The 24,979-nt window shown below is 51.6% G+C and carries 21 protein-coding genes; 8 read left to right on the top strand and 13 right to left on the bottom strand.

Going from position 1 to position 24,979, the window contains the following annotated elements; translation table 11 throughout:
* Positions 1-257: 257 nt before the first annotated feature.
* Positions 258-1,634, top strand: a complete 1,377-nt coding sequence (gdhA, locus tag NST26_RS14020) for an NADP-specific glutamate dehydrogenase (protein ID WP_340958070.1) — start codon at positions 258-260, stop codon at positions 1,632-1,634.
* Positions 1,635-1,874: 240 nt separating this feature from the next.
* On the opposite strand, the gene NST26_RS14015 is transcribed toward gdhA, so the two are convergent.
* Positions 1,875-2,858, bottom strand: coding sequence for a diaminopimelate dehydrogenase (locus NST26_RS14015; protein ID WP_340953324.1), 984 nt, complete (start codon positions 2,856-2,858; stop codon positions 1,875-1,877).
* A 250-nt stretch (positions 2,859-3,108) separates the two neighbouring features.
* On the opposite strand from NST26_RS14015, the gene NST26_RS14010 reads away from it, so the two are divergent.
* Complete coding sequence (locus NST26_RS14010; protein ID WP_340953325.1) at positions 3,109-4,461, top strand: FAD-binding oxidoreductase; 1,353 nt, start codon at positions 3,109-3,111, stop codon at positions 4,459-4,461.
* Positions 4,462-4,531: 70 nt separating this feature from the next.
* On the opposite strand, the gene NST26_RS14005 is transcribed toward NST26_RS14010, so the two are convergent.
* The 9 genes from NST26_RS14005 to NST26_RS13965 all read right to left on the bottom strand — a co-directional run bounded on the left by NST26_RS14005 (position 4,532) and on the right by NST26_RS13965 (position 14,920).
* Positions 4,532-6,118 carry an ABC transporter substrate-binding protein gene (locus NST26_RS14005; protein WP_340979278.1) on the bottom strand — a complete coding sequence of 529 codons (1,587 nt, stop codon included), beginning with the start codon at positions 6,116-6,118 and terminating at the stop codon, positions 4,532-4,534.
* A gap of 191 nt (positions 6,119-6,309) precedes the next feature.
* Positions 6,310-6,480, bottom strand: coding sequence for a hypothetical protein (locus NST26_RS14000; protein ID WP_340953327.1), 171 nt, complete (start codon positions 6,478-6,480; stop codon positions 6,310-6,312).
* 84 nt (positions 6,481-6,564) lie between these two features.
* Positions 6,565-6,864, bottom strand: coding sequence for an iron-sulfur cluster assembly accessory protein (locus NST26_RS13995; RefSeq protein ID WP_340953329.1), 300 nt, complete (start codon positions 6,862-6,864; stop codon positions 6,565-6,567).
* 240 nt (positions 6,865-7,104) lie between these two features.
* Entirely contained in the window at positions 7,105-7,428 is a 324-nt protein-coding gene (locus NST26_RS13990; RefSeq protein ID WP_076077639.1) for a hypothetical protein, read from the bottom strand.
* Between the two features lie 102 nt (positions 7,429-7,530).
* Positions 7,531-9,006, bottom strand: coding sequence for a 6-phospho-beta-glucosidase (locus tag NST26_RS13985; RefSeq protein WP_340953330.1), 1,476 nt, complete (start codon positions 9,004-9,006; stop codon positions 7,531-7,533).
* Positions 9,007-9,040: 34 nt separating this feature from the next.
* Positions 9,041-10,939, bottom strand: coding sequence for a beta-glucoside-specific PTS transporter subunit IIABC (locus NST26_RS13980; RefSeq protein ID WP_340953332.1), 1,899 nt, complete (start codon positions 10,937-10,939; stop codon positions 9,041-9,043).
* A 109-nt stretch (positions 10,940-11,048) separates the two neighbouring features.
* Positions 11,049-11,885, bottom strand: a complete 837-nt coding sequence (gene licT / locus NST26_RS13975; protein ID WP_340953334.1) for a BglG family transcription antiterminator LicT — start codon at positions 11,883-11,885, stop codon at positions 11,049-11,051.
* A 288-nt stretch (positions 11,886-12,173) separates the two neighbouring features.
* Positions 12,174-13,130, bottom strand: coding sequence for a DMT family transporter (locus NST26_RS13970; protein WP_340958072.1), 957 nt, complete (start codon positions 13,128-13,130; stop codon positions 12,174-12,176).
* A 323-nt stretch (positions 13,131-13,453) separates the two neighbouring features.
* Positions 13,454-14,920, bottom strand: coding sequence for a stalk domain-containing protein (locus tag NST26_RS13965; protein ID WP_340953335.1), 1,467 nt, complete (start codon positions 14,918-14,920; stop codon positions 13,454-13,456).
* A gap of 324 nt (positions 14,921-15,244) precedes the next feature.
* On the opposite strand from NST26_RS13965, the gene NST26_RS13960 reads away from it, so the two are divergent.
* Genes NST26_RS13960 through NST26_RS13950 form a run of 3 tightly spaced genes read left to right on the top strand, consistent with a single transcriptional unit; the run spans position 15,245 to position 18,822 of the window.
* Positions 15,245-15,952, top strand: a complete 708-nt coding sequence (locus NST26_RS13960) for a hypothetical protein (protein ID WP_340953337.1) — start codon at positions 15,245-15,247, stop codon at positions 15,950-15,952.
* 18 nt (positions 15,953-15,970) lie between these two features.
* Positions 15,971-17,656 (top strand): vWA domain-containing protein, encoded by a 1,686-nt coding sequence (locus NST26_RS13955; RefSeq protein ID WP_340953338.1) that lies wholly within the window; start codon positions 15,971-15,973, stop codon positions 17,654-17,656.
* A 26-nt stretch (positions 17,657-17,682) separates the two neighbouring features.
* Positions 17,683-18,822, top strand: coding sequence for a toxic anion resistance protein (locus NST26_RS13950; protein ID WP_339256241.1), 1,140 nt, complete (start codon positions 17,683-17,685; stop codon positions 18,820-18,822).
* An 85-nt stretch (positions 18,823-18,907) separates the two neighbouring features.
* Here the strand turns inward: NST26_RS13950 and NST26_RS13945 are convergent, their stop codons facing one another.
* Positions 18,908-19,672: a helix-turn-helix domain-containing protein gene (locus NST26_RS13945; RefSeq protein WP_340953339.1), complete on the bottom strand. Its 765-nt coding sequence runs from the start codon at positions 19,670-19,672 to the stop codon at positions 18,908-18,910.
* 228 nt (positions 19,673-19,900) lie between these two features.
* Between NST26_RS13945 and NST26_RS13940 the strand changes: the two genes are divergently transcribed.
* The 3 genes from NST26_RS13940 (at position 19,901) to NST26_RS13930 (ending at position 23,038) form a co-directional block, all read left to right on the top strand.
* On the top strand, positions 19,901-20,749 hold the full coding sequence (locus NST26_RS13940; RefSeq protein ID WP_340953341.1) for an ornithine carbamoyltransferase: 849 nt from the start codon (positions 19,901-19,903) through the stop codon (positions 20,747-20,749).
* A gap of 160 nt (positions 20,750-20,909) precedes the next feature.
* Positions 20,910-22,211, top strand: a complete 1,302-nt coding sequence (locus tag NST26_RS13935) for a DUF5050 domain-containing protein (protein ID WP_340953343.1) — start codon at positions 20,910-20,912, stop codon at positions 22,209-22,211.
* 266 nt (positions 22,212-22,477) lie between these two features.
* On the top strand, positions 22,478-23,038 hold the full coding sequence (locus tag NST26_RS13930; protein WP_340953344.1) for a hypothetical protein: 561 nt from the start codon (positions 22,478-22,480) through the stop codon (positions 23,036-23,038).
* Positions 23,039-23,103: 65 nt separating this feature from the next.
* Here NST26_RS13930 and NST26_RS13925 read toward each other — a convergent pair whose 3' ends face one another.
* Complete coding sequence (locus tag NST26_RS13925) at positions 23,104-24,237, bottom strand: DUF4179 domain-containing protein (protein ID WP_340953346.1); 1,134 nt, start codon at positions 24,235-24,237, stop codon at positions 23,104-23,106.
* Positions 24,227-24,763: a sigma-70 family RNA polymerase sigma factor gene (locus NST26_RS13920; protein WP_051478319.1), complete on the bottom strand. Its 537-nt coding sequence runs from the start codon at positions 24,761-24,763 to the stop codon at positions 24,227-24,229. Before NST26_RS13920 ends, NST26_RS13925 begins: the two co-directional genes overlap by 11 nt.
* Between the last annotated feature and the right edge of the window lie 216 nt (positions 24,764-24,979).

Raw genomic sequence — 24,979 nt, 5'->3', positions numbered from 1 at the left:
TCAATGCTTTATGCTGTTTCCAATATTTATATATACCCTATTCAGTGGGAACTGCAATCCTGAATTGACCAGAGGTTTATTAACATTCTGCCGCATATAGCTGGCATATTATGTGAGGTTCATAGAATTTCTTAATGACTATGCCAAAAATAATTGATTGGCAAATTGATGTCAGGTTTTATAGAATTCTTTTAAATTCTAATTAATACGGGATAGCCCGAATTACAATCAGACAGGGAGTGCTTGCCAAAGTGTCCATCGTTCCTACACTAACGTCAGAAGTATCAAATGAGGCTGTGCAATACGTGCAGCGGATCTATGCAGAGGTCCAGAAGCGCGACCCGCATGAGCCAGAATTTCACCAGGCTGTCCAGGAATTCCTGGAGAGTATCACCCCCGTTCTGACCCGCCACCCGCAGTATATGAAGCACGGGATTCTCGAGCGGCTGGTTGAGCCTGAGCGCAGCATCTCCTTCCGTGTCCCTTGGGTGGACGATGCCGGTAATACCCAGGTTAACCGCGGCTTCCGCATTCAATTCAACAGTTCCATCGGTCCCTACAAAGGCGGCCTGCGCTTCCACCCTTCCGTCTATCTCGGAATTATCAAGTTTCTGGGCTTCGAGCAGATTTTCAAAAACTCGCTGACCGGCCTGCCCATGGGCGGCGGCAAGGGCGGCAGCGACTTCGATCCCAAGGATAAATCGGATCAAGAGGTTATGCGCTTCACCCAGAGCTTCATGACGGAATTGTACCGCCACATTGGACACGATACAGATGTTCCTGCAGGGGATATCGGTGTAGGCGCGCGCGAGATCGGCTATATGTTCGGCCAATACAAACGGATTCACGGCGGGCATGCTGCTGGGGTTCTTACCGGAAAAGGCCTGCTCTATGGCGGCAGTCTGGCACGCAAGGAAGCTACCGGTTATGGCTGTGTATACTTCGTGCAAGAGATGCTGTCATCGAACGGAGCAAGCTTCAAGGACAGCAAGGTGGTCATCTCCGGTTCCGGGAATGTCTCCATCTATGCTATTGAGAAGGCTCAGCAGCTGGGAGCCCACGTGATTGCCTGCAGTGATTCGAACGGTTACATTCATGATCCTCAGGGCATCAATCTGGCTACCGTCAAAAGACTGAAGGAAACAGAGCGCCTGCGCATCAGCGAATATGTGAAGGAGCACCCGCATGCCGAGTATGTTGAGGGCTGTAGCGGAATCTGGAGCCTGCCTTGCGACATCGCTCTGCCGTGTGCCACGCAGAACGAGCTGGATTTGGAATCCGCCCGGACGCTGATTCTGAACGGAGTTAAGGCCATCGGTGAAGGTGCCAATATGCCGACCACTCTCCAAGCGGTGGAGCTGTTCCTGGAGAACCAGGTGCTGTTTGCTCCAGCCAAGGCCGCCAATGCCGGCGGCGTAGCGGTCTCGGGCCTGGAGATGAGCCAGAACAGCATGCGTCTGTCCTGGACCTTCGAAGAGGTGGACGAGAAGCTGCAAGTCATTATGAAAAATATCTACAGCAGCACCGTTCAGGCAGCAGAGGATTACGGCGTCGCCGGTAACCTGGTTGCCGGCGCCAACATCGCCGGGTTCCTGAAGGTTGCCGATACCATGCTGGCGCAGGGTATCGTGTAACCTGTTATAGACTAATTGATACAAGAAGAGGTGTCCCTGAGCCATTCGGCTGGGGACACCTCTTCTTTAGGTTTAGAAAATGAATGGTTGGTGATCCTGTGTGCTCGCTAATAATTAGGCTGAACGCACTCGGTTGGTCTTACGCGTACGAATGGCGAATTCAGATCCACTTGTGCTCCTCATTACTCTCCCTCAGCCGTACTCGGCCTCACCAACGGGATTTATCCCGCTCATTGTAACCTACAGCAGCTCGCGCCGCAGTTCTTCTGCCGATCTTGGGGACAGGTGGCCGAGCGGAATGTCGAATACCGTCTTAGCTCCTGTCTGGCCTTCCTGCTTCAGACGCACAGCAGCACGGGCATAGGCAGCCAGGACGCTGGCGGTGAATTCCGGGTTGCTGTCCAGCTTCAGCCCGAATTCGGCGATCTGCTTGCTTCCTCCTCCGGTCACTCCGCTGCGGATGACGAAGCCGCCATGCGGCATCCCTGAATGCTCAGCAGCAAGCTCCTCGTCCGTAATGAATTGAACCGTTGTGTCGTAATCGGCGAAATAGTTCGGCATCTCCACAATCGTCCGGGTAATGGCATCGCGGTCAGCTCCTGCTTCAGCCACTACGTAGCATTCCCGGCGGTGCTTCTCGCGGGTGGACAGCTGCGGGGTCTCGCCTCCGCGAATGCTGTCAATAACCTCCTGGACCGGCACGGTATATTGCACGCCTGCCTTGACACCGGGAACCCGGCGGATCGCATCTGAATGCCCCTGGCTGACTCCTGTACCCCAGAACGTATAATCTTCGCCTACCGGCAGGATGGACTGCATCAGCAGCCGGTTCATAGAGAACATGCCCGGGTCCCAGCCGGTGGAGATCACACTTACGCTGCCGCCTTCGCGGGCAGACTTGTCCACCGCAGCGAAGAAATCAGGGATTTTGGCATGAGTGTCAAAGCTGTCCACCGTATTGAATAACCGGGCCAGCTGCGGAGTCTGCTCCGGCAGATCTGTTGCGGAACCGCCGCACAGAATCATTACATCAATCTTGCCTATGTACTGCTCGGCGGCTGAGATGTGCTCGGTGCGCGTTCCTGTGATGTCTGTCAGCTGCTGCGGATCTCTGCGGGTGAATATGGCTACCAGCTCCATATCGGAGTTCTGCTCAATGGCCTGCTGTACCCCTTTACCCAAATTTCCGTATCCGACGATGCCTACTCTAATGGTTGATCTCATGTCTGTAATATCCTCCCTTGCCGGTTAACCCGGAGATATGAATCCTTCAAAAGTTAAGTATATATACATTACACGAAATGTAAATATTAAGTTGTACAGCCGCACCGCCAGATTATTGTCCCGTTCCCAGAAAGCTCTCCACAATGAATTTCAACTATGCCCACGCCATAGACTAACGCCCTGCATACATTAACCTAGTCAAAGCCATTTCCATGTATGCCAATATTAGCTCAAAAGGAGCTGGAAACCAGTGAACTCAGCAACGAAGCTTACCGGACGCGTCATCTACAAAGGTGATCCGGGTTATGAGGCCGCGCGCAAAAATTGGGACCCGCATACCGACCGATTCCCCAAAGTATTCGTGTTCGCCCAGAAGACTCAGGATGTAGCCAATGCTATCAAATGGGCCAACGAGCACCGGATTCCCATCCGGCCCAGAGGCGGCAGACATGCGCTGGAGGTCAATCTGTCCCAGGTGAACGGCGGAATCGTCATTGATGTCAGTGAAATGAACAGCATCAAGCTAAACAAAAAAACGGGGACAGCCGTCGTCGGAGCCGGAAATACAGTGGGGAGAATCGCCCATACGCTTGCCCGGAAGGGGTATATGGCGCCTTTCGGGGACAGTCCTACCGTGGGAATCGGCGGCATTACACTGGGCGGCGGCATCGGCCCGCTTCAGCGTACCCTTGGGCTCGTCAGCGATAATCTGGTGGAGCTTGAAATGGTCGATGCCAAGGGCAGAATTATTATTGCGAATAAGAAAAGTAATGCCGATCTGCTCTGGGCTTCCCGTGGCGGCGGCGGAGGCAATTTCGGCGTGTGCACCCGTTACAAATTCAAAGTACGCCCGGCTCCTGCCACAGCAACGGTATTCCGCATCACCTGGCCCTGGGGCCAGTTCGAGAAGGTCCTTAAGACCTGGCAGCGCTGGGCTCCCTCTGTGAATACCAGACTGGGCAGCGAATTATCCATCGGTCCCAAAAAAGGCGGAAATGTCAGCATGCTGGGACTATTCCTCGGATCTAAGGCTGAGGCTGTCCGCCTCTTGAAGCCCATTACAAATGTAGGAACCCCTACGATCCAAACGATCCGTTCCCTGCCTTATCCGCAAGTGGTCAGCTTCTTGTTAGCTCCCGATCCGGTACAGACTCAGCGCTTCAGCAACCAGTTCTCCAGCGCCTTCGCAAGGAAACCGTTCCCGGATCAGGCATTCAAGCCGATGCGTGAGTTCCTGGAGAAGGTGGAGGGGAAAGACGCCGGGTTCTTTTTCCTCAACTGGGGTGGGGCTGTAAGCCGTAAATCTCCTAAATCTACTGCCTTCTACTGGCGAAAGGCCAAATTCTACGTGGAGTGGAACAGCTCATGGATCAAGAAATCGGATGCCGCCAAAAATATATTCTACGTCCGCAACACCCGCCGCAAGCTGCAGCCGTTCATCGTGGGAAGCTACATCAACGTGCCTGACCAGGGCATCAAGCATTCCGGCCCGGTCTATTATGGAACGAACTATGCCAGATTGCGCAGAGTCAAGGCGAAATATGATCCCGGGAATGTGTTCAACAATCCGCAGAGTATCCCGCCAGCCCGCATCAAGAGCTGAGTTCGAATAAAAACGAGCAGGAGGCGTTTGCCGACCCTGCTCATTTTTTTGAAGCTATGCTATGCTTGGCTTACTGGCCTGAGTTCGCCAGGAATTCATCAATCTGACGCTGAACCTCTGCGATGATGGTGTCGATACCGGCTGCCTTAACCTGCTGCTGGAGCTTGGCCAGACCCGCGTCTACATCCTTCACCGTTCCGTATTCCAGCGGAATGCCGTATTGCAGCATGACATTGCCGACATTGGCCACTTCGGTCTTCACCTTGCTGTTGTCGAAGACGAAGGTCTCCAGCGGATAGTGATACACTTCACCTTCCCATTTGTCAGTCAGGGCGTTCGCTTCATCAGGGAAGGAAGCATTATCCCGGTTCAGCGGGGAGTTGAAGCCCCAGTTGGAGAAGCCGGTGTAGTTGGCATTCTTCTCGGCGTTCGTGAATTTATCTTCGCCGACCGGATTATAGTGTACAGCACTAATGCCGTTCATGATCAGATCATGCAGTTCCTTATCGTTCTGGAGCAGATCAATCATCATCAGCGCACGTTCCGGCTGCTTGGAGGTGGAGTGAATCGCTACACCGTTCTGGGTAGAGACGGCAACGGATTTTTTCTTATCCGGGTTAATATCGGCCAGAGCCAGCTCATACGGGGAGTTCTTCTCCCGCATATCGGTCATCAAGGCGCCAAGCGTACCCAGATTGTGGGTGATGGAAGCTGCCTTGCCGGCCTTGAATTCCTGCTGATGATCCAGCTTGCTGTTCAGTGCGCTCTTCGACCAGGCGTTGTTCTCGGCCAGATCTTTATAATAGTAGACAAGCTCCTTGAATTCAGGAGTCTCATATAAGTTGAATACCTTGCCGGCCGGATCATCCAGCTTGAAGCCCATCGGCAGATCGAGGTCGAACAGATTCCATTCGTTCTGCTGCTTGAGCAGGATCCGGTCCAGATTATGCAGCTTCCAGTCTCCGGTCTCCGGTACGAATGGGGTAACCCCCTTCTCTTTACCGGATATTGTCTTGAGATAGTTGGCGTACGCCTCCGGGCTGTTGATCTCCGGCAGATTATATTTTTTGCGCAGGTCTTCGCGGTACAGAATCAGCTTCTCCACGGTTTCGCCACGGTTCTGAGGCACCATATACAGCTTGCCGTTCACCTTCGCCTGACCCCAGGCTACCTCAGGCATCGCCTTCCAGGTCATCGGAGCATATTTCTCCAGCAGCTCGTTCGTCAGCTCCAGGAACCCGCCTTTGAGTGCCTGGTCGTTATAGCCTGCCCAGTTGGCGGCGTAGATCAGATCGAAGTCCTCGTTAGCCGCCAGCTTAAGCGGATATTTCTGCGCCCAGTCGGACCAGTCCAGGAATTCGGCTTCCAGTGTGGCGTTGATTTTCTCCTTGAGGTTCTTATTGATCTCTCCGAATACCTGATCGTAATCAACCGGCTTCGGACCTACGAAGATCATCTTCAAGGTAACAGGCTGGGATGTATCCACAGTGCCGGAATCTGCGGCGGGCTGATTGGTTCCGGCAGCTTCCGTTGCTGCAGCTGAGGCCTTCGGCTCCGCTGCGTTCCCTCCGGCATTGCCGTTGCCGCCTCCGCACGCGCTAAGCAGAGAGATCATCAGGATACTGGACATCAGTGTCATTGCTTTTTTCTTATTCACTAGAATCCCCCCCCAGCTATATGTGTGTAATCGCTTACAAGAACAGTATAATAAAAAATCCTCGCCCCGCTAATATAGGCATTCAACGATAACACATACTTTTGCAACGACTTTTAGGGCGGGATAACATAATATTCCTGCATGGGCCTATAATAAAAAAGATCCCGGGCAACATCCGCCCGGGTCTGTATTCACATCAGCTTCTTAATCTCATCCAGCGGCAAATCAACGGCTTTGGATACCGCCTCGGGAGTGAATCCGTTGAGCAGCAGCTTACGGATAATCTCCGCCTGGCCTTTCTCCATACCTTCCGCTATGCCCTCTTCATAACCCCAACGCTTCCAAGCTGGCATTAGTTCCATAATGGCTTCCCCCTCCTCCGAGTAGTGAAAGCTGAATCAGACAGTGCCGCCCCTAAGGCAACACAGATGATAGTGATCTGCTGCTTATTTCTCCAGGAATCCGGTAGACGGATTAGTGATGAAGAAGCCTTCCTGCGGCACATAGAAATACTGAATCCAGACGCCGTCGAGCAGCGGTTCGCGGGTATCCAGCAGAATCTCGATATCTTTATCTGTAGCAATCACTTCATCGTGCTCAGTAGGTGTATCCAGCGCTACATCATAGTGTCCGTGATCTCCGTGATTCTGAGTAATGACCACACGGATTTTCTTGCCTTCCGCTTCCGGGCTGTTCAGCATATCTTTTAGTACTTTAGCTGCATTGCGGTTAATTTTTACTTTCATCCTTTGGCGACCTCTATTCTACTTAGTATGAAATCAGAAATTCATTATAACATATTATAAGGTGCTATAGATAATTAAGTGGTTACTCCAGTGAGCAGACTACAGATCACCACTTCAGCCAAGTGGAAACGGCTTTGCCGTCCTTTTATAGTACGGCAGCGTTTCAGCGGGAAATAAAAAGCTGCCCCAATCAGCCATATTTCACGGCTTGCGGGACAGCTTCTCATATGTGTACTTCTATTATGAAGCGTTCTGGTTCGACAGGGCGGCTAACACTTCATTCGTGACATCCTTGCCGCCCTTGAAGTTGGTGATGAACGCGCCGATGGAATAGATCGGTCCCCAAGGAATCCCCCACCAGCCCACAAAGAAGGTCAGCAGGGTGTACTTCAATCCTTTTTTGACGGAGCCCTCGCCCGCCTTGATGAAATAGATGCCCGAGCTACGTCTGAATGTCATCAGGACAACAGAGAAGCAATACGTGTAGATCACGAATTTGCCTCCTTGCTGAATCTGGCTCATTATATTGCCGCCGTCCATGTTCTCGATCCCTTTTATGATCATAGGAAATCCCCTTTAATGTTTATTAATAATCATATACCGTAGGGATGACGGACTGAAACAGCAGACAGATATTTGTAAAAGTGAGCTGACAGCAGACGCGGATTACTCCAGCTCTGCTCCGTTACTGGCGATTACCCTTTGATACCAGAAAAAGCTGTCTTTGCGGGAGCGGTCCAGAGTACCCTTGCCTTCGTTATCCTTATCCACATAGATGAAGCCGTAGCGCTTCTTCATCTCTCCGGTGCCTGCACTGACCAGATCGATGCAGCCCCAGGAGGTGTATCCGATCAAATCCACGCCGTCAGCCAGCGCCTCACCCATCGCCCGGACATGCTCCCGCAGATAGTCGATCCGGTAATTATCCTTGATTGAACCGTCTGCTTCTACGGTATCTACTGCGCCAAGCCCGTTCTCCACCACCATCATCGGCAGTTCGTAACGGTTGTAGATATTATTCAGGGACCACCGCAGGCCTTGCGGATCAATCTGCCATTCCCACGCGCTTGCCTGTAGATACGGGTTCTTTAGACCCAGCGACATATTGCCGCCAATCGACTCCTGATCCGGAGCTGCGCTTACGCAGGTGGATGAATAGTAACTGAAGGTGTAGAAGTCCACACAGCCCTCCTTAAGAATCTGCCCGTCACCTGCCTCCATCTGCAGCTCAATCTGCTTCTCCTGGAAGTATCGCAGCGCGAAGCCCGGATAAGTGCCTCTCACCTGAACATCGGAGCAGAGGAAATTACTCAGATTATCCTTCTGCTGGGCCAGCAGTACATCCTCGGGATTACAGGTCAGCGGGTAAGAGCACATGTAGGCAATCATACAGCCGATCTGAAAATCCTTATGAATCTCATGTCCCAGCTTCACGGCTCTGGCACTGGCGATGAACTGGTGATGGAGCGCCTGGTATCTTAGCTGCTCATTGTCGGTTTGCGCAGACGCAGTCAACTCGGCATTACCCTCCGGCTTCATCGCCCCGGCCATGAATGTCCCGAACGGCATCGTGAGGATGTTGATCTCATTGAAGGTCAGCCAATACTTCACGCTGTGCTTGTAGCGGTTAAAGATCACCTCGCAGTAACGGATGTAGAAATCGATCATTCTGCGGCCCGCCCATCCGTTATAAGCTTCAGCCAGATGGTAAGGTGCTTCATAATGCGAGATCGTCACCAGCGGTTCGATCCCGTGCTTGGCCAGCTCGGCAAACACCCGGTCATAGAACTGCAGCCCTTCTTCACTTGGCATGGCATCATCCCCGTTCGGGAAGATTCGCGACCAGGCGATGGACATGCGGAACACCTTGAAGCCCATCTCGGCGAACAGCGCGATATCCTCTTCGTACCGGTGATAGAAATCAACCGCTTCATGACTCGGATAATTAGCCCCGGCTTCCAGCACCGGAGTAATTCTCCGGGAGACCGTATGCGTTCCTGCGGTCATGACATCTGCTGTGCTTAACCCCTTGCCCCCCGCATCGAACCCGCCTTCGAGCTGATTCGCAGCCGTTGCCCCGCCCCACAGGAAATTTGCCGGAAAACTTCTGTTGTTCACACTTACATTCACGTTCTTATTCATATTCGTTCCTCCTGAGATTGAATTAGGATACCGTTTAGATCATGACAGTCAGCAGATTCTCCCGGTAATCGATGCTCTTCTGGTCCGTCTCAATAACATCGAGATACTCACCGGAATTGGAGATGATCACAGGCGTGGTCAGCGTATAGCCCGCCTCTCTGATCGCGGCAACGTCGAACTCCATGAGCAACTGGCCTTTGGTGACGGTATCGCCTTGCTTAGCCCGGGGGGTGAAGTGTTTGCCTTTCAATTTGACCGTGTCCTTCCCGACATGAATCAGAATATCGACCCCGTTATCACTGGTAATGCCAATCGCATGGCCGGAGGCGAATAAGGTGGTCAGTACCCCGTCAACGGGAGAGTACACCTTGCCTTCCAGCGGTTCAATCGCTATACCTTTGCCCATTGCGCCTGTAGAGAAGGCTTCGTCCGTAAGCTCCGACAAGGCTCTGATCTGGCCCTTCAGCGGACTTCCCACCGTCTCCTGCTTCACCAGATTGCTCCGGGCAGTCCCGCCGCTCTTGCTGTCCACTGCTTCCTCATCCTTGAACCCGGAGAAGAAGACAAGAATGAACCCGAGAATGAAGCTGATTACAATGGCGGCAATCGCGCCGTAGAAGCCTTTATCCATCCCGTCAGGGCTAATGTAGCTTGGGATACCGAAGATCCCCAGACCGCCGAGAATATAGCCTTTGGTGCCCATCAGACCGACGATACCGCCGCCGACCGCCGCCGCGACACAGCTTAAGATGAACGGCTTCTTGCGCGGCAGCGTAATCCCGTAAATGGCAGGCTCCGTAACTCCGAAGATCCCTGAGATAATAGCCGGAATCGACAATGACTTCAGCTTGGCGTTCTTGGTGCGCAGCATAATCGCCAGCACAGCACCGGTCTGGGCAAACGAAGCGCCGAAGGAAGCCGCCAGAATCGGATCGGATTTCAGTACAGCCATGTTATTGAGGGCAATCGGCACCAGACCCCAGTGCAGCCCGAAGATCACAAAGACCTGCCAGAACGCGCCTACCAGCAGCCCCTCAATAACCGGACTGAGGTTGTAGAGGAACAAGGTTCCCTGCCCCAGCAGCTGTCCGGCCCAGGTGGAGATCGGTCCGATTGCAATCAGCGCCAGCGGAACGGTGACCAGCAGGGTGAAGAACGGGACGAGGAAGGTACGCACCACGCTCGGCGTTACTTTTCGGAAGAAGGCTTCCAGCTTGGAGCCAATATAAGTCGAAATGATGATCGGAATAACGCTGGAGGTATAGGACATCAGGATGACCGGAATCCCCAGGAAGGTAATGTACACAGGCGATTCAAAGATCGTTCCGCTAAAAAGCGTGTACAGCGGTTCGCCCGCCGCCGTGATCGTGCCAAAGGACGGGTACACCAGCGTAGCGCCTATCGCCATCCCGATAAAGATATTGGCCCCGAATTTCTTAGCCGAGGTATACCCCAGGAAGATCGGGAAGAAATAGAACAGGCAATCCCCGAGCGCATTCAGAATCTGGTAGGTCCCCGACTCCTTGGTGAGGAGTCCCACAGTTAGAAACAGGGCGGTGAAGCCCTTAATCATCCCGGTCGCAGCCAGTACACCCAGGGTCGGCGAGAATACGCCGGAGATCATGTCGATGAAGCTGTTGAACAGACCCATTTTCTCACCGGAGGCTGTCTCTGATCCGCCTTCCTGCAATCCTCCCGCTGTCATCACCTGGGCATAGACCTCAGACACATGATTGCCGATCACGACCTGATACTGGCCGCCGCTCTGAATTACCGTTACAATTCCGTCCATGTTCTTCAGCACATCTGTATTGGCGACCGCCTCATTCTTCAGCTTGAAGCGCAGACGGGTCACGCAATGGCTGAGTCCGTTGATATTCTCCTTGCCGCCGACATGCTTGATAATATCCTTGGCTAGTGCCTCATATTTCATAGTAAGTCCTCCCGTTTCCTGATGAATGATAAGCAAAAGGCGAAACCATCCCGGCAGCTTCCTGCCTGATTTGGTTTCGCCTGCATGACCAGTAACAATCCAAGTGGTTTTATTCAGTTTGTCTTTGCGTTACCCGCTGAATGTGAATCGTCAGATACAGGATTTCTTCATCCAGGAGCTTCAGATCCAGATACTTCTCGATTTTGAGCACACAGTGATGCGCCTTCCTGTATTTCACCCTCACCTGCTTGAGCAGAAAATCATCCACCGACTCCACCGGCTCCTGCTTGCGTGAACGCTGGAAGAAATAACGCAAATGGGTGATGAACCGTTCGTAGCTGACGGTATTCTCATCAATTTCGTTGTTATATGAATATTTTACAATATTGAGGATGTCATCAATCTGCTGGGTCTGCCTGGTAAGATCTGCAATCTTGTTGCCCGTGCTGTTCATTTGCGCGTTGATCAGGTGGAGTGCAATGTTCCCAGCTTCATCCTCCGGCAGACGGATACGCGTATCCTGCTCAATCATCCCCATAGCATGATGTCCGATGGCATACTCCCTCGGATAACAGCGCTGTATCTCCCAGAGAAGCGGATTGTCATTATGGATGCCCTGCTCATGAAGCCTCAGCGCATGAGTCAAATGATCCGTCAGGGTCACATAGATGTAATCGCTCAGGCGGGCCTTCAGCGTCTGCTTCGCATACTCGATAATGTCATAGCTTAAGGCTACATATTCGGCGGGGGCATCCGCCATTAAGGCCTTGAATTTCTCGGACGCGTCATTTCGCTTCAGTACAAATGTCTTCTCGATCAGAGAGACATCCACCGGATCGCCCGGGCTCTTCTTGAAGCCGATGCCGCGTCCCATAACAACCAATTCATCCTTACCTGAATCCTTGGCAATAATGGCATTGTTATTGAAAATCTTCTCGATAATCAACCAAGCTGCCCTCCTTTACCCCGAATTTCATTTGGCACTGCTTACAGGATGTTAGGCGGGTCAAGGTTCCTTGCAGCGTCCCGCAGGGTCCTTAACATAAAGAAAGGCAAAACCCAAAACACGTGACCATGTTTTGGGTTTTGCCTTTGCAGTAACAATCCCAAATTCAGAATAGCACTGAATTTCACTTTTGGCAACAAAAATGTTTACGCTTACAAAAATCCGATCCAAAAAAAAAGAGTGTCCCCTATTCACAGGGAACACTCCTCTTCTTCTATCCTCCAGAGCTCAGACCGATGACGAACTCACGCTCTGAGCATTTCCACACCGCAGCTTATACAGCTCCGGCAATACCACACCCAGCAGCACCAGCACCACTCCGGTCCATTGCAGAAGACTTACATGCTCTTGCAATACGAATGAGGACATTAAGACAGCCACAGGCAGTTCGACGGCGCCCAGAATACCGGCCATCCCTCCGCCGATATGCGGAACCCCGATGGCGAACAGCAGCGGCGGGATAAAGGCGCCGAACAAGCCCAGCAGGAAGCCGAACAGCAGCAGCGGTCCCCATAGCATACCGTTAAACAGGAAGGTCGGCGGGAACAGGATACACAGCAACACCAGGCCGCCAGTGACCATCCAGGCGCTCCGGTAGGCCGGATGGGCCGAAGGAACGGCTTTGCCGCTGAAGATAATGAACATCGAATAGCTGACTGCCGATAATAATCCCAGCAGCAGCCCCAGCAGGTTAAACTCGGCAGCTCCCTGATTCAGAATACCTGCGGCCAGCAGGGTTCCGCCGAACAGCAGGATCAGCGTCAGTACCGTGATTTTGTCTGGGCGCTGACGTTTGCTTACCGCCTGAATCAGCACACTGATCCAGGTGAACTGGAACAGCAGGATAATCGCCAGCGAAGCCGGAATATACCGGAGCGACTGGTAGTACAGCAGACCCGTAACCACGGTTGGCGCACCGGCCATCATCAAGAGCAGTCTATGCTTCCAGGTCAGCCGGGTGGGAGCCGCTTTGGCGGGTGCCGTAACGTTCGCTGTGCTGCGCTGTTTGCGGTTCGCTCTAAGCTTGGTATATAACGCGAGCAGCCAGGCGAGAATACAGCCGGTTAAGAGCTGAGTGCCGACCACCTCTCCCAGCTTGTAACCTTGCCCGTAAGCCAATACAACAATCGTTGATAAAATGCCGTAGCTCATAGCGCCTACAAGTACGGAGATTAAATATTTCATATCTTTCATGTCTGTTATGCCTCCTGAATCTTCTGATCTGAATGTTGCTGCGTCAAGGTCAAGGACCGCAGAGACGCAAAAAATCCTAACTCCGGACAGGGACCGCTGGTTCATGGTCCTTATCATCGTAGTTAGGAAGAGTAGGCTTCCTGTAGAAACCCTCGCCCTGTGACATCTGAATGGCTGCGAGGTTATACGAGAACAATATAGAGTTATGAAGTATTGCCTGGTTGACGACTGTTCATATGTTACACGCCAAGTGAGCTGACGTCAAGCCTTAATTCTTTTAAATTTGAAATTCAGCGACATAGATCTCTTTTTAATCAATTCTCCAGCTGTACTACGCCCGTACTTTTATTCCACTGTAAGCCAATTCCGAGAAGATCACATATTGTCTCCAGCGGGAATTGAGCCGAATTCGGCAGATTGTTCATTATAAATTCGCGGTCTGATTTCTTCCCATTAATATATAATTCGAGCGGATCTTTGAACTTTACTTGAACGGTATTATTACCGTATACGAAAGACCAAACCGTGAATTGATAATAATATAATTTCGGATCAGGGTTGGATGTGTCCATGCTTACCTTCACGCCAAGCGCCTTGAACACACTGTTCTGAGGTACATACAGCTTGCCATCCTTGATGGAGGCCGTTCCGTAGAATGAGAACGGTTCACCGTTGATGAAGAACATCAGCGGCGGCTGAACCGGTGCCAGGATATATCCATCTTCATCCTTGACTGCTGCCCCCTTCCCGGTCGCAAGTCCCGCATCGAAGCCGTCGCCCCATCCCAGAAGAGTTCCATCTTTGTGCTGCGCAAAACCAAAGGTTCCACTGCTGCCCCAAATATTGCTGATTTGATTTCCTTTTTTAATCTGATACGGCTTAGCCAGCGCTCCAGAATTATAGTTCCATTGCCAGAGCGTTCCGTTTCGCTTCAATGCAAACAGCCGGTAGAAGCCGGTATCCAGCTTATAGACATTAGTAAGACCGGCAACGGCAGAAAGCACTTTAGAATCCTTGTTCCAGCGCAGCACCTGGCCGTCACTTCGCAGCAGGAACAGCTCACCTTGTGTAGCTGCCATACCGGTTATTGACGATGAAGCGAGCGTAGCTACACTGACAGGATCACTCTCCAAACGCATACGGTTATAGACGTTGTTAACGATACTCATCTGCTTCACACTGCCCTCTTCAGTAAGAAACAACGCATCGTTACCGTTAATTAGGGCGGATCTAATCCCCGTAACTGCCTTGAGCTCCAAATAGTGAATCTGTACCGGAAGCACACCGGGCTGATCGTAGGAAGGGTACCACAGGGTGGCCGTCCCGTCTTTTTTTACAGCGATGCCGAGGCTGCCATTCGCAGTGATGGAGGATACTTCCCGAAGACCCTCCAGCTTGACCGGACCTCCCCGTTTTTGATACCTCAACAGAGGATCATTCTCAATATAGCTGCTGTAGTCCAAGCCCCAGCCCCATACCTCTCCATCCTTACTGAGCGCAAATGATACGCTTCTTGCTGCCGCCACCTGGACGATTCCGCTTAGACCTGCCACCTGTCTCGGAATGTACTGATTAATACTTGTACCGTCCCCGACTTGACCGTACTTATTGTCTCCCCAGCCAGTTACCGTCCCGTCACTCCAAGCCGCAATTCCATGCGCAGAGCCGCCCGATACACTTACAGCTCTGGGCACCGCAGCAGCGGCCTCGCTGCCGGCAGAAAAGCATAAGGATAATATCAGAAGTGACGCGATGAGAAGCTTTGATTTACGAAAAAACAACGGCTTTTCCCCCTTGTAATTTACTTTATTCTCATAGATTCTGTTAACCTTTCTATTATACTTCCATTTATTTGTAATGAACAGCAATCCAAGGGCAGCCCTCTATCAATAAATAAAGTAAAAATTTGAAACATAGACAAGTTACGATACGTATCAGTGTATAACCGTCCTTTATTCCAATCATTTCTATGTGAGATGGGTAATATTGTGAAGGGAACCACGGTGATCACCCGGAGGTATGAATGATCCCATGGTTTACCGAAATATACATAACTGGAGGAGGTGTAGATCCTGAACAGATCCGGGCCCGTTAAGCTCCTCGGCATGATTGCCGGAGTTGTAATTTTAAATGTCATCGTTCTATCTCCCGGCCTGCTCGGTATCGAGATCGGCGGAAGCCCGCTGGAAACGGCTTCGGCAGTAACCCTGCTAATCATCAGTCTGCTGGTCGTCCTATACGGCAGTTACACCTTGCTCTTCAAACCCCCGGCTGCCAAGCCCGTCAGCGTGCAATTAGAGACGCGGGAGGATTACATTGCCGGCCTCGGCCGTCACCGGAATGTGAAGGTGCTGAAGGATGATATCTCCCTCGCCTTGGACCAGATCGAGCGGATTGAGAAGAAGAAGACCGCACTGCTCCAGGTGCTGGGCCGCAGGTTCGATCCGGCTGAGCTCAGCTTCCGCAAGTTTCATTCCGTCATTATGGAGGTTGAGAAGCTCTTCTACCTGAATATCCGGGGGCTTCTGAACAAGCTTAGTGTATTCGATGCCGCGGAGTTCGCCAAATTCAGCGCCGATAACGCGTCAAGCCGGTTCTCCAGTTCCCTGATTCAGAAGAAAACTGCGCTATACAATGAATATCTCTCTTATGTCAAAGGCTGCCTCGGGGCCAATGAGGAAATTCTGTTGAAGCTGGATCAGCTGCTGCTGGAGATTACCGAGCTGGGCAGCGCAGATTATAGCAATGTGGAAGAAATGCCATGCATGCAGGAATTAACCGCCCTGATCGGGCAGACGAAACTCTATCAGTAAGGAAAGGGAGATGAACCTATGAGGAAAGGCAAAACACTGTTCATACTCGGCATTATCGCCGCATCCGTCTTCGCACTTGTCTATTTCGGAATTACCTTAACGTCCAATCTGGGCAAATCCAAGACAGAAATCTCTGCCGAAGACGCCGACAAAAGACTCAACCGCATCTATAAGGATATCAACGTGACCAGTGCTGAGCCTGTAAAAGGGCAGATCGATCTTGATCCGGCGTCCATCGGCGATTCGTTGCCCGATATCTCCAAGTTCCCCATCTCCGTAGAGAGCACCACGGACAGCTACGTCGAGATTTTCTCCTCCACGGAGAAATCAGGAACAGGCAATGACGGCTGGCTGAATGAGGTCGCCGCAGACTTCAACGCTGCCGGTATTACAATAGACGGCAAACCCGCCTCAGTCAAAATCCGCAACATCGCTTCCGGCACAGCCGCTGATTATATCCGGTCCGGCAAATATGTGCCTGACGCCTTCACTCCCTCTAATGAGCTATGGGGCGAGATGGTCAAGGCCGGCGGCGTGCAGGCCGAGCTGGTTACGAAGCGTCTGACCGGTAACGTTGCCGGAGTGGTAATGAGCAAGCAGAAATACGATCAGCTGGTCGACAAATACGGCTCGATCAACGTCAAGACGATTACTGATGCCATTGCGGCTAATGAGCTGGCGATGGGGTACACCGATCCTTTTGCCAGCTCAACGGGTCTGAACTTCCTGGTCACCGCACTAAGTACCTTCGACAGTTCGGATCTGCTGGGAGACAAGGCGGTTCAAGGCTTCGAGAAGTTCCAGGCCAACGTGCCCTTCATCGCCTCCACCACCCTGCAAATGCGGGAAGCGGCCAAATCCGGCATGCTGGATGCCTTCGTCCTTGAGTATCAGACCTTCGTCAATGCGAAGGATTTGACCAGCGGTTATGTGTTCACCCCGTTCGGGGTAAGACATGACAGCCCGCTGTATGCACTCGGGCAGCTGCCGCCGGAGAAGCTGGCGATCATCAAGAAGTTCGGCGAATTCGTCCAGCAGGATAAGTACCAGAAGACGGCTGCGGACAAGGGCTTCAACGGCCTGACGGACTATGTCTCCGAGCTGGCACCGGTTGACGGCTCCATTCTCACCTCGGCCCAGAAGCTCTGGAAGGAGAAAAAGAACGGCAGCAAGCCGATTGCGGCAGTATTCGTAGCCGATGTCTCGGGGAGCATGGCCGGTGAGCCGCTGAACCGTCTGAAGGAGTCCCTGCTGAAGGGCCAGAAATTCCTCGGCAAGGACAACAGCATTGGCTTTGTCTCCTATTCCAGTGATGTGACCATCAATCTGCCCATCGGCAAATATGACACCAATCAGCAGTCCATGTTCGTAGGCGCGATTAACAGCCTTCAGCCTGTGGGCGGCACGGCTACCTTCGACGGGTTGGTGGTTGCGATGAAGATGCTGAAGGATGAGCTGGCGGTGAACCCGGATATGAAGCCCCTGATCTTCGTGCTTAGCGACGGGGAGACCAACGAAGGCCATTCCCTGGATGATATCCGGGGCCTGATCGAGACTTACAAGATTCCGGTATACACCATCGGGTATAACGCCAATATCAAGGCACTGGAGAGCATCTCCAGCATCAACGAGGCGGCCAATATCAACGCTGACACAGAGGATGTAGTATACAAAATTGGAAACCTGCTCAACGTGCAAATGTAGACTTTATATTCTGAAGGAGGGTTCATATGTCATTCACCATGGAAATTCCCAGCCCCGAGAAGCTGAAATCGGTCATCGAGGAGCAGGTCCAGCCGGAGCCGGAGGAAGTCACCCAGCTTAAGGAGCAGGCGATCAATAATGTCTCCAGCATTCTGGAGCTGGACTTCGAGTCTCTGGAGAAACGCAAGGCCGTGCTGCAGTCGATTGACAGCTTCGGGATGGGCACCATGCGCTCCTCGTCGGAGAAGAACTCCCTGCTTCAGGTATCGGTGGGCAATCTGTCCAAGACCGGGGATGAAGGCGGCCAGGTCGCCAAGGGATTAACCGAGCTGCACCAGCAGCTCAAGGATCTGGACCCTAGCGCGGTCGATTTTGCCAAAAGCGGGTTCCTCGGCAAGTTTTTCCACCCCCTGCGTAATTATTTCGCCAAATATCAAAAGGCCGATGCCGTCATCTCAGATATTATCCTATCTCTGGATAAAGGCAAAGCCGTGCTGAAGAATGACAATACGACACTGGAGATTGAACAGCAGACCCTGCGGGAGCTGACCAAGCGCCTTAAGAAGGAGATTCAGCTCGGCATCCTGATGGACGAGGAGATCGAGAAGCAGATTGAAGCTGCCAAGCAGCGCGGTGAAGATGAGGATAAGGTGCGGTTCATCACGGAGGAAGTGCTGTTCCCGCTGCGCCAGCGGGTCATGGATCTGCAGCAGATGCTCGTGGTTAATCAACAGGGAATTATGGCCATTGAGGTTGTTATCCGCAACAACAAGGAACTGATCCGTGGAGTCGACAGAGCACGGAATGTCACGGTATCTGCGCTCAAAATTTCGGTTACAGTAGCCAGCGCTTTGTACAACCAGAAGATCGTGCTCCAAAAAATCGAACTGCTGAACCAGACCACCGACAATCTGATCAGCGGCACCTCCAGAATGCTTAAGGAGCAGGGTGCTGCCATTCATAAGCAATCGCTTGAAACCAGTATTTCGGTCGATACGCTGAAGCAGGCCTTCACAGACGTTCTCTCTGCCCTGGATTCGATCAGCACCTACAAGCAGGAGGCGCTCCCCAAGATGCGGGAGACCATTACCCAGTTCCGGGAGCTGGCAGATAACGGGGAACAGCAGATTCAGCGGCTAGAAAAAGGCAATACTCTCGGGCTGTAGTAGTATCACTACCCATATTTAACGCAAAACAGAGCATGGCGGCGGTTACGCCGGTGCTCTGTTTTTTTGCCTACCCTTTTTCTGTCTACCTTCTTCTATTCAGTAAGCCTGTCACCATTCTGCTCAACGTCCCCTGATCCATGAAAGGAGCAAGGCTTGCCAGCAGATCCGGGTTGAGCTGATCCGCTTCGACTTCACCTAATAATTTCCCGATTCTATCCCTGTCCAGAAAAGGGGCCAGGCTCATAATCCGGTTCGCATCGACAGGGCCATCTGCAACCTGGTCAACCAAACGGTCTAACGTTTCCCTGCTAATAAAGGGGGCCAGCCCTTGAATAGAATGCCAGTTAATAGATTGCCAGCCCAAGGTGTCCTCTTCTACCTGACGAATCAGTTCATCCAATGTATCTCTTCCAAGGAACGGGGCCAGCCGCATAATTACATCTAGGGTAAGGGCGCTGCTGACTATGCCCTCAGTAACCTTGTGCAGGGCACTTGCTTTTACAAAAGGCGCTACCTCTACAAGCTCTTCCATCTCCAGCTTACCGGCATTGACCAGCTCTGCAACCTGGCCCGGCCTGTTCTCTGCAATCTCCTCTACGATCCGACCCAGATGCAGGTGCTCCCGATGTTCTGCGTGATCTCCTGCATTCAAAATGTCGTCTACGGTTAGGCCGAATAACCCCGCAACCTGCGGAAGTGTTCCAATATCCGGCAGCGAGTCGCCACGCTCCCATTTCGAGACCGCCTGATGACTTACATTCAGTTGATCGGCAAGCTCCAGCTGGGTCCAGTCCTGGTCTTTGCGAAGCCGCGAAATATAAGCCCCAATTCTACGTAAGTCGAGCATGATATCCCTCCGAGATTATAAAATGTACAGTGCACACTGTCGAAAACAGCATAGCATTTCAGCATGCACAATCCTATCAATCGCTGGTTGAACGGCTGCATCCCCTTTATTCAACTGCCGGTAGAATGCACTTTTTAACATTAAATGGGTTGTATACTATTCCTGATTATTGTATATTTATTCAACCGGCAATTATTGCTGATTTCTCATCTACCGGGGGATACATCTATGCATTTTTTGAATATCAACCAGCTTACTTCAGAGCAGATTCTGGATATCTTTGAATTAACCGACCGGCTTCGTCACCGAAAATCAGAACCGCTGCTCGAAGGTAAAACGATGATTCTCTTCTTCCCGGAGACCAGTCTGCGGACACGGGTCAGCTTCGAGAAAGGCATCAGCGATCTGGGCGGGGCCTGCATTACCTTTCCGCCGGAGACGCTCAACAAGAAAGAAGCGCCGGGTGATATCGTCCGCTACCTGGAGAACTGGGGGGATGGCATCATTGCCAGAATCCCGGATCTCTGCAAACTGGAGGAGCTGTCTGCACACGCCTCTGTTCCCGTTATTAATGCAATGACCGCACATAATCATCCCTGCGAGATTATGGCTGACCTGTATGCTCTGCGCACCCTCCGGGACAACTACCGGGAGCTGACCTACACCTTCGTGGGACCGCCCGGCAATATATCAAGAACCTGGCTGGAGGCGGCGCAAGCCCTGAATCTATCCTTCCATCATGTATGCACGCTAGGTCATGAGATGGCCAGCGGCAATCATCCAAGCTATACCTTTCATACGAGCCTGGACAGCGTGCTGCCGGAGAGCGATGTGATTCTTACCGATTCATTGCCCAAGGATTTCCTGACCCCGGAGTATATCGGCGCCTATCAGATTACACTGGACCGGATGAAGCAGACAAGACCCGGGGCACTGCTGAACCCCTGTCCTCCCTTCTTCCGCAATGAGGAGGTCAGTGAAGAGGTGATTGCTTCGCCTTATTTTGCCGGATTCGGGTTCAAGAAAAGCCTGATCTACCTTCAGCAGGCCATCCTGATCTATTGCTTATCGCATTGATTCTACCGGACCATGAGTCCCAGCCTACCGGTTCATTTTCTCTTTCATGCAAGCCTTTTAGGGCTTAAGCTGTATATTTGAAACTGCCCGTTTCTCCGATATCTTATTAGAACAGGATTTGTTCGTATGTTTACCACATTGGCTGAAGGAGAGAATGACTATGAAGGCTTTACACTTACTATCCAGAAAAACAGGTGTCCTTCTGCTTGTACTGCTACTGGCGTCACTCGGTACAGTTGGGGGAGGCAGACAGTCACACACGGCAGCAGCGGCTGCTTCTACGAAATCATATGTGTACTATGTCTCTAACGATGTTCTATACCGTGTGACCACAGATGGAAGTGAGACACAGAAGATCGCTGAGAATTATGACGGCAACGGATTAGATTCAACCGGCAAATATCTGTATTTTTACTATAATGACGGTATGGGAATTCAGCGGCTGTCCCTAAGTGATCCCGATGCTTTAATTACGAGCTTCCTCGGGGACCGGAATATCCTCTTTTACCTGTTCGAGGGTCCCTATCTGTACTTCCTGGATGATACAGGACACATCTACCGCACCTTGGCCGACGCTGACGATGATTCACAGCTTACTCTTATCGCAGACAATGCCGATGTGAATTTCCGGACCTTCGACGTATCAGGCGGGCGGATCTACTATAATGCGCTGAAGAACAACACTACCTGGGTTGCTTCGAGGTCCCGCGACGGGAGTGGAGCCATTCAGTGGATTGCCAGCGGAGCGATTCAGAAGAGCAAATTTTATCATCCTTATGCTACAAGTATTAACCTTATGATTGACAACAAACCTGCCGAAACCGAGTATTCTCTGAACTCAATGGTACTCTACACCCTCCCTCTAAGCGGAGGAACTCCCAAAGCAGCCAATGCCAAAAACCCGCTTGAATCCAATGCCGCCACTGCCGGTAGCTGGTCCGACCATTATTTTCTGTTCAACAAAGGCATTAAAGTGGATGCCACCGGCGATGAGCTGGACTATAACACCGGCAAAGGCTTCCTGATGGATAAGAACGGAAAGATCCTGCAGCTCAGCCAGAACAGCGTGATCAGCATCAGCGAGATTGCTGCGAATAAGCTGGTATATGCAGATTCCAAAGGCAAAGCCTACATCAGCACGCTGGCCAACGGCAAAATCATCGCCTACAAGGCGCTGCCGCTGACGAATGTTCAAGATATTAGAACGGTTAAGAACGGAGCGGCGCTCACCACCGTATTGTTCACAACAGCCGATGCTTACGTCCTGAATGCCGATTCATCCTTGACCAAAATGACGGGCGTTGAGTCCGATTACTCTGTAATTACAGACAACATTCCCGGCTTGTATTATATCAACGGTCTGGATAACGACTGCCTCTACCGGTACAGCAATGACGGCAAAACCAAAATCAAGCTGTCCACTGGTCCGGTTAGCTACTTAGCACTGGTCTCCGCGAAGTAATATAGAGAGAGAATAAGCCGGAATTTCCGATATCGGAAGTTTCGGCTTTTTTAAAAATATAAGAATTTATATGTTGCACACGATAAATTATCCTTCTATTTCTCGCTGAAACGGTACCTTCCTTATAAAAGGACGGTAATGCCGTTTCCACTTGGATGCGAATAGATAAAGTTCAGTTTATAACAGAGACTTGCCTATGAAAAGACTTCATTTCCGGTATACATTGGGAGTAGGCGTTATAGATAATTACAGAAAGCAGGCTGGCAATGAATATATCTATCAAGCTAACCGGACCGGATGAAGCCTATATCATCAAAAATATGTACCCGCTCTATCTGCATGATCTGTCGGGACATTACGGACTTGTGGAGGGGCATCTTCCTAACCAGCATGGGATCTTTGAGGATACGGACGAATACCGCACGCTGGCAGACCAGTATGAGGTCCAGAATATTTGGTGGGACAAGCCGGGCACTCTGTACTCTTTCCTAATTCAAGCTAATACGATGCCGGCAGGCTTCGCCCGCATCGCCACCCCTCCCTACTGTGCACAGGGCGTTGATTATTTCGTGAGCGACTATTTTCTGCTGCAGCCCTTCAGAGGGACAGGAATCGCGGAACAGGCGGCGGTGCTGGTGTTTGAACAATTCCGGGGTGAATGGGAGCTATTCACGAATCCGGCGGCGAAGAATATAACCGGACAGAAATTTTGGCGCAAGACCGTCTCCCGCTACACGCAGGGGAAATATACCGAAAGAACCGGAGATACCTTCGATGGGAATAAGCTTGCCTTCAGGTTTGATAACCGGGGATTACAACCACTCTAACCCAACCGCCAAAAAGGCTGATCCGCCGGACATACCGGCGGTCAGCCTTTTCCACATGCAAGGATTCACGGCAGGATTGGCAAGTTAATCTCCTTGGTATTCTTGCCTTCTCCGGTCTTCATAATCATGTTCATCGATTCCGGCTTATCGAGCAGATTGCTGCCGAAATAATGTTCAAAGCCCTCATCGGTTCCAGTACCTGTCGGTGACCATATCTCGGTGGTTCCGTACTTGGCTGTCGACTGAATTTCATTCCTGTGTACAGCGCCAGATATCTTTTGCCTGTTCTCCCATGTAATCTCAGACTCGTTTTTAATTTTGACTACAGTGCGGATCATCAAGGGAGAGAGCTCAACCTGCTCGAGCGTCACTTGAATCCCCTCCAGCATGAAATCCTCCCCCGGCCGGACAATAACTGTCTGTTGCTTTTTGAATTTCGGGTCAAGCTTGAAGCTGATCTTGAGTCTCGGAGAATAATGCACATCGGCTACATTGACACCCTTCGCCAGATCTTTCATTTTCCCTTTATCCATTGAGGCAATCTGGAAATCCGCTTCCAGCTCCTCCGGGAACGGCTTGCTCCGGTCCAGAAGGATGGCGCCGCGCCCGTAAAAAATACGCTTATCATCGTGTCCATTGTTTTTAGCATGGGCGCCGATCCCGCCCCCGTTCTCAAGATCATAGCCGGTTGCCGGATTCTTGATTCTCGCACTGTTAACACTATAGATCTCCTGTCCTTCCGCGACAATGGCTGTATACAAAAAGATGATTTTATTCTCATCCGCCGTTACTGCATTCAGGGTAATCCGGTAATCCCCGCTGGCTACGCTTTGATTAATTTCCTGAATATAGCCGTGCCGGATGGCCGTATCCAGTGTAGGTGCCTCTGAATCAGAAGAATAGAGCCGCTTGAACATTTCCAGCCCGCCCCAGTTCACTTCTCCGGCAGGTCCGGCAGCACGAGGTGCCGCATCATGAATGACCGGAATGAGGAACAGAATGATTGCGGCAACCGCGGCTGCGGCTAATCCGAGGAAGGAGCCTTTGGTGAGTCTGCCCTGCCAGCTTTTTCGGCGTCCGCGCTCGATTCCCGCCTGAACAGCCTGCCTAATCTCATTGCCTCCGGCGTCCGCTCCGGCTTCCTTGTGTATACGTGCCGCATCCGTCAGCATCGCCTGCTCTTCTCTACTACTGTCCATCCCACTCACCCCGGTTCTTCATAATGGTCCTAAGCTGCTTCAGCCCTTTGTGCTGCCAGGTTTTGACGGTCCCCTCCGGCTTCTTAAGCAGCACCGCGATCTCGGCCAAGGTCATGTCGTTATAATATTTGAGCAGCAGCACATGGCGGTATTTCACCTTCACCTGCGAGAGCGCCCACTGCATTTCCATAGATTCGGTACTGTTATGAATGACGGCCTCCTGCATATGTTCTGCCGCTGTGGGAACCGCCTTCTTCCTTCTGCGTTGTTCGTCAATGCAGACATAGATTAGAATCCTGATCAGCCAGGATTTGAACGCGCCTGAGTCCTTAAGGGTCCTTCGCTTCATCCACGCCCGGCAAGTCGTCTCCTGCAACGCTTCCAGCGCGTCATTGCGGTTGCCCAGATAACTGTAGGCAATAGAATATAACTGGTCGCTGTGCTCCATCACCGCTTTGACGAAATCTGTCTCTTCAAGGGGCACAGCGGCAGTGACCCGCTTCATCTCTGCGCCTGACATCGTCATCTCTCCCTCTCCTCTCCATCTTTTTTTACATGAATTAGACGGAGAGGTTATGCAAACAGTTTTAGTCTGCGGCAATTATTTTATAATCCTCATGAACAACAGAAAAGCCGCAATCCCCGTTGCCGGGAATATTGCGGCCTTTCTTGTTATATAGGAAACTATAGTTTCCTGCTGCTGTGGAGAAGGTGTGTTGGACCAAATGTATGTGAAAAACAG

Origin of the sequence: Paenibacillus sp. FSL R7-0128 (assembly GCF_038002245.1) — a bacterium.
GTDB classification, from domain to species: Bacteria; Bacillota; Bacilli; order Paenibacillales; family Paenibacillaceae; genus Paenibacillus_AQ; species Paenibacillus_AQ silagei.
The sequence above is the reverse complement of the archived record's forward strand: the minus strand, read 5'-3'. Positions and strand labels throughout refer to the sequence as shown.

What these genes read in the sequence shown, in the direction of transcription:
- NST26_RS14015 (WP_340953324.1), bottom strand. Translation starts at nt 2,858, where the DNA reads ATGAGATCAACCATTAGAGTAGGCATCGTCGGATACGGAAATTTGGGT.
- NST26_RS14000 (WP_340953327.1), bottom strand. Translation starts at nt 6,480, where the DNA reads ATGGAACTAATGCCAGCTTGGAAGCGTTGGGGTTATGAAGAGGGCATA.
- NST26_RS13995 (WP_340953329.1), bottom strand. Translation starts at nt 6,864, where the DNA reads ATGAAAGTAAAAATTAACCGCAATGCAGCTAAAGTACTAAAAGATATG.
- NST26_RS13990 (WP_076077639.1), bottom strand. Translation starts at nt 7,428, where the DNA reads ATGATCATAAAAGGGATCGAGAACATGGACGGCGGCAATATAATGAGC.
- NST26_RS13985 (WP_340953330.1), bottom strand. Translation starts at nt 9,006, where the DNA reads ATGAATAAGAACGTGAATGTAAGTGTGAACAACAGAAGTTTTCCGGCA.
- NST26_RS13980 (WP_340953332.1), bottom strand. Translation starts at nt 10,939, where the DNA reads ATGAAATATGAGGCACTAGCCAAGGATATTATCAAGCATGTCGGCGGC.
- NST26_RS13970 (WP_340958072.1), bottom strand. Translation starts at nt 13,130, where the DNA reads ATGAAATATTTAATCTCCGTACTTGTAGGCGCTATGAGCTACGGCATT.
- NST26_RS13960 (WP_340953337.1), top strand. Translation starts at nt 15,245, where the DNA reads ATGATTGCCGGAGTTGTAATTTTAAATGTCATCGTTCTATCTCCCGGC.
- NST26_RS13955 (WP_340953338.1), top strand. Translation starts at nt 15,971, where the DNA reads ATGAGGAAAGGCAAAACACTGTTCATACTCGGCATTATCGCCGCATCC.
- NST26_RS13950 (WP_339256241.1), top strand. Translation starts at nt 17,683, where the DNA reads ATGTCATTCACCATGGAAATTCCCAGCCCCGAGAAGCTGAAATCGGTC.
- NST26_RS13945 (WP_340953339.1), bottom strand. Translation starts at nt 19,672, where the DNA reads ATGCTCGACTTACGTAGAATTGGGGCTTATATTTCGCGGCTTCGCAAA.
- NST26_RS13940 (WP_340953341.1), top strand. Translation starts at nt 19,901, where the DNA reads ATGCATTTTTTGAATATCAACCAGCTTACTTCAGAGCAGATTCTGGAT.
- NST26_RS13935 (WP_340953343.1), top strand. Translation starts at nt 20,910, where the DNA reads ATGAAGGCTTTACACTTACTATCCAGAAAAACAGGTGTCCTTCTGCTT.
- NST26_RS13930 (WP_340953344.1), top strand. Translation starts at nt 22,478, where the DNA reads ATGAATATATCTATCAAGCTAACCGGACCGGATGAAGCCTATATCATC.
- NST26_RS13925 (WP_340953346.1), bottom strand. Translation starts at nt 24,237, where the DNA reads ATGGACAGTAGTAGAGAAGAGCAGGCGATGCTGACGGATGCGGCACGT.
- NST26_RS13920 (WP_051478319.1), bottom strand. Translation starts at nt 24,763, where the DNA reads ATGACGATGTCAGGCGCAGAGATGAAGCGGGTCACTGCCGCTGTGCCC.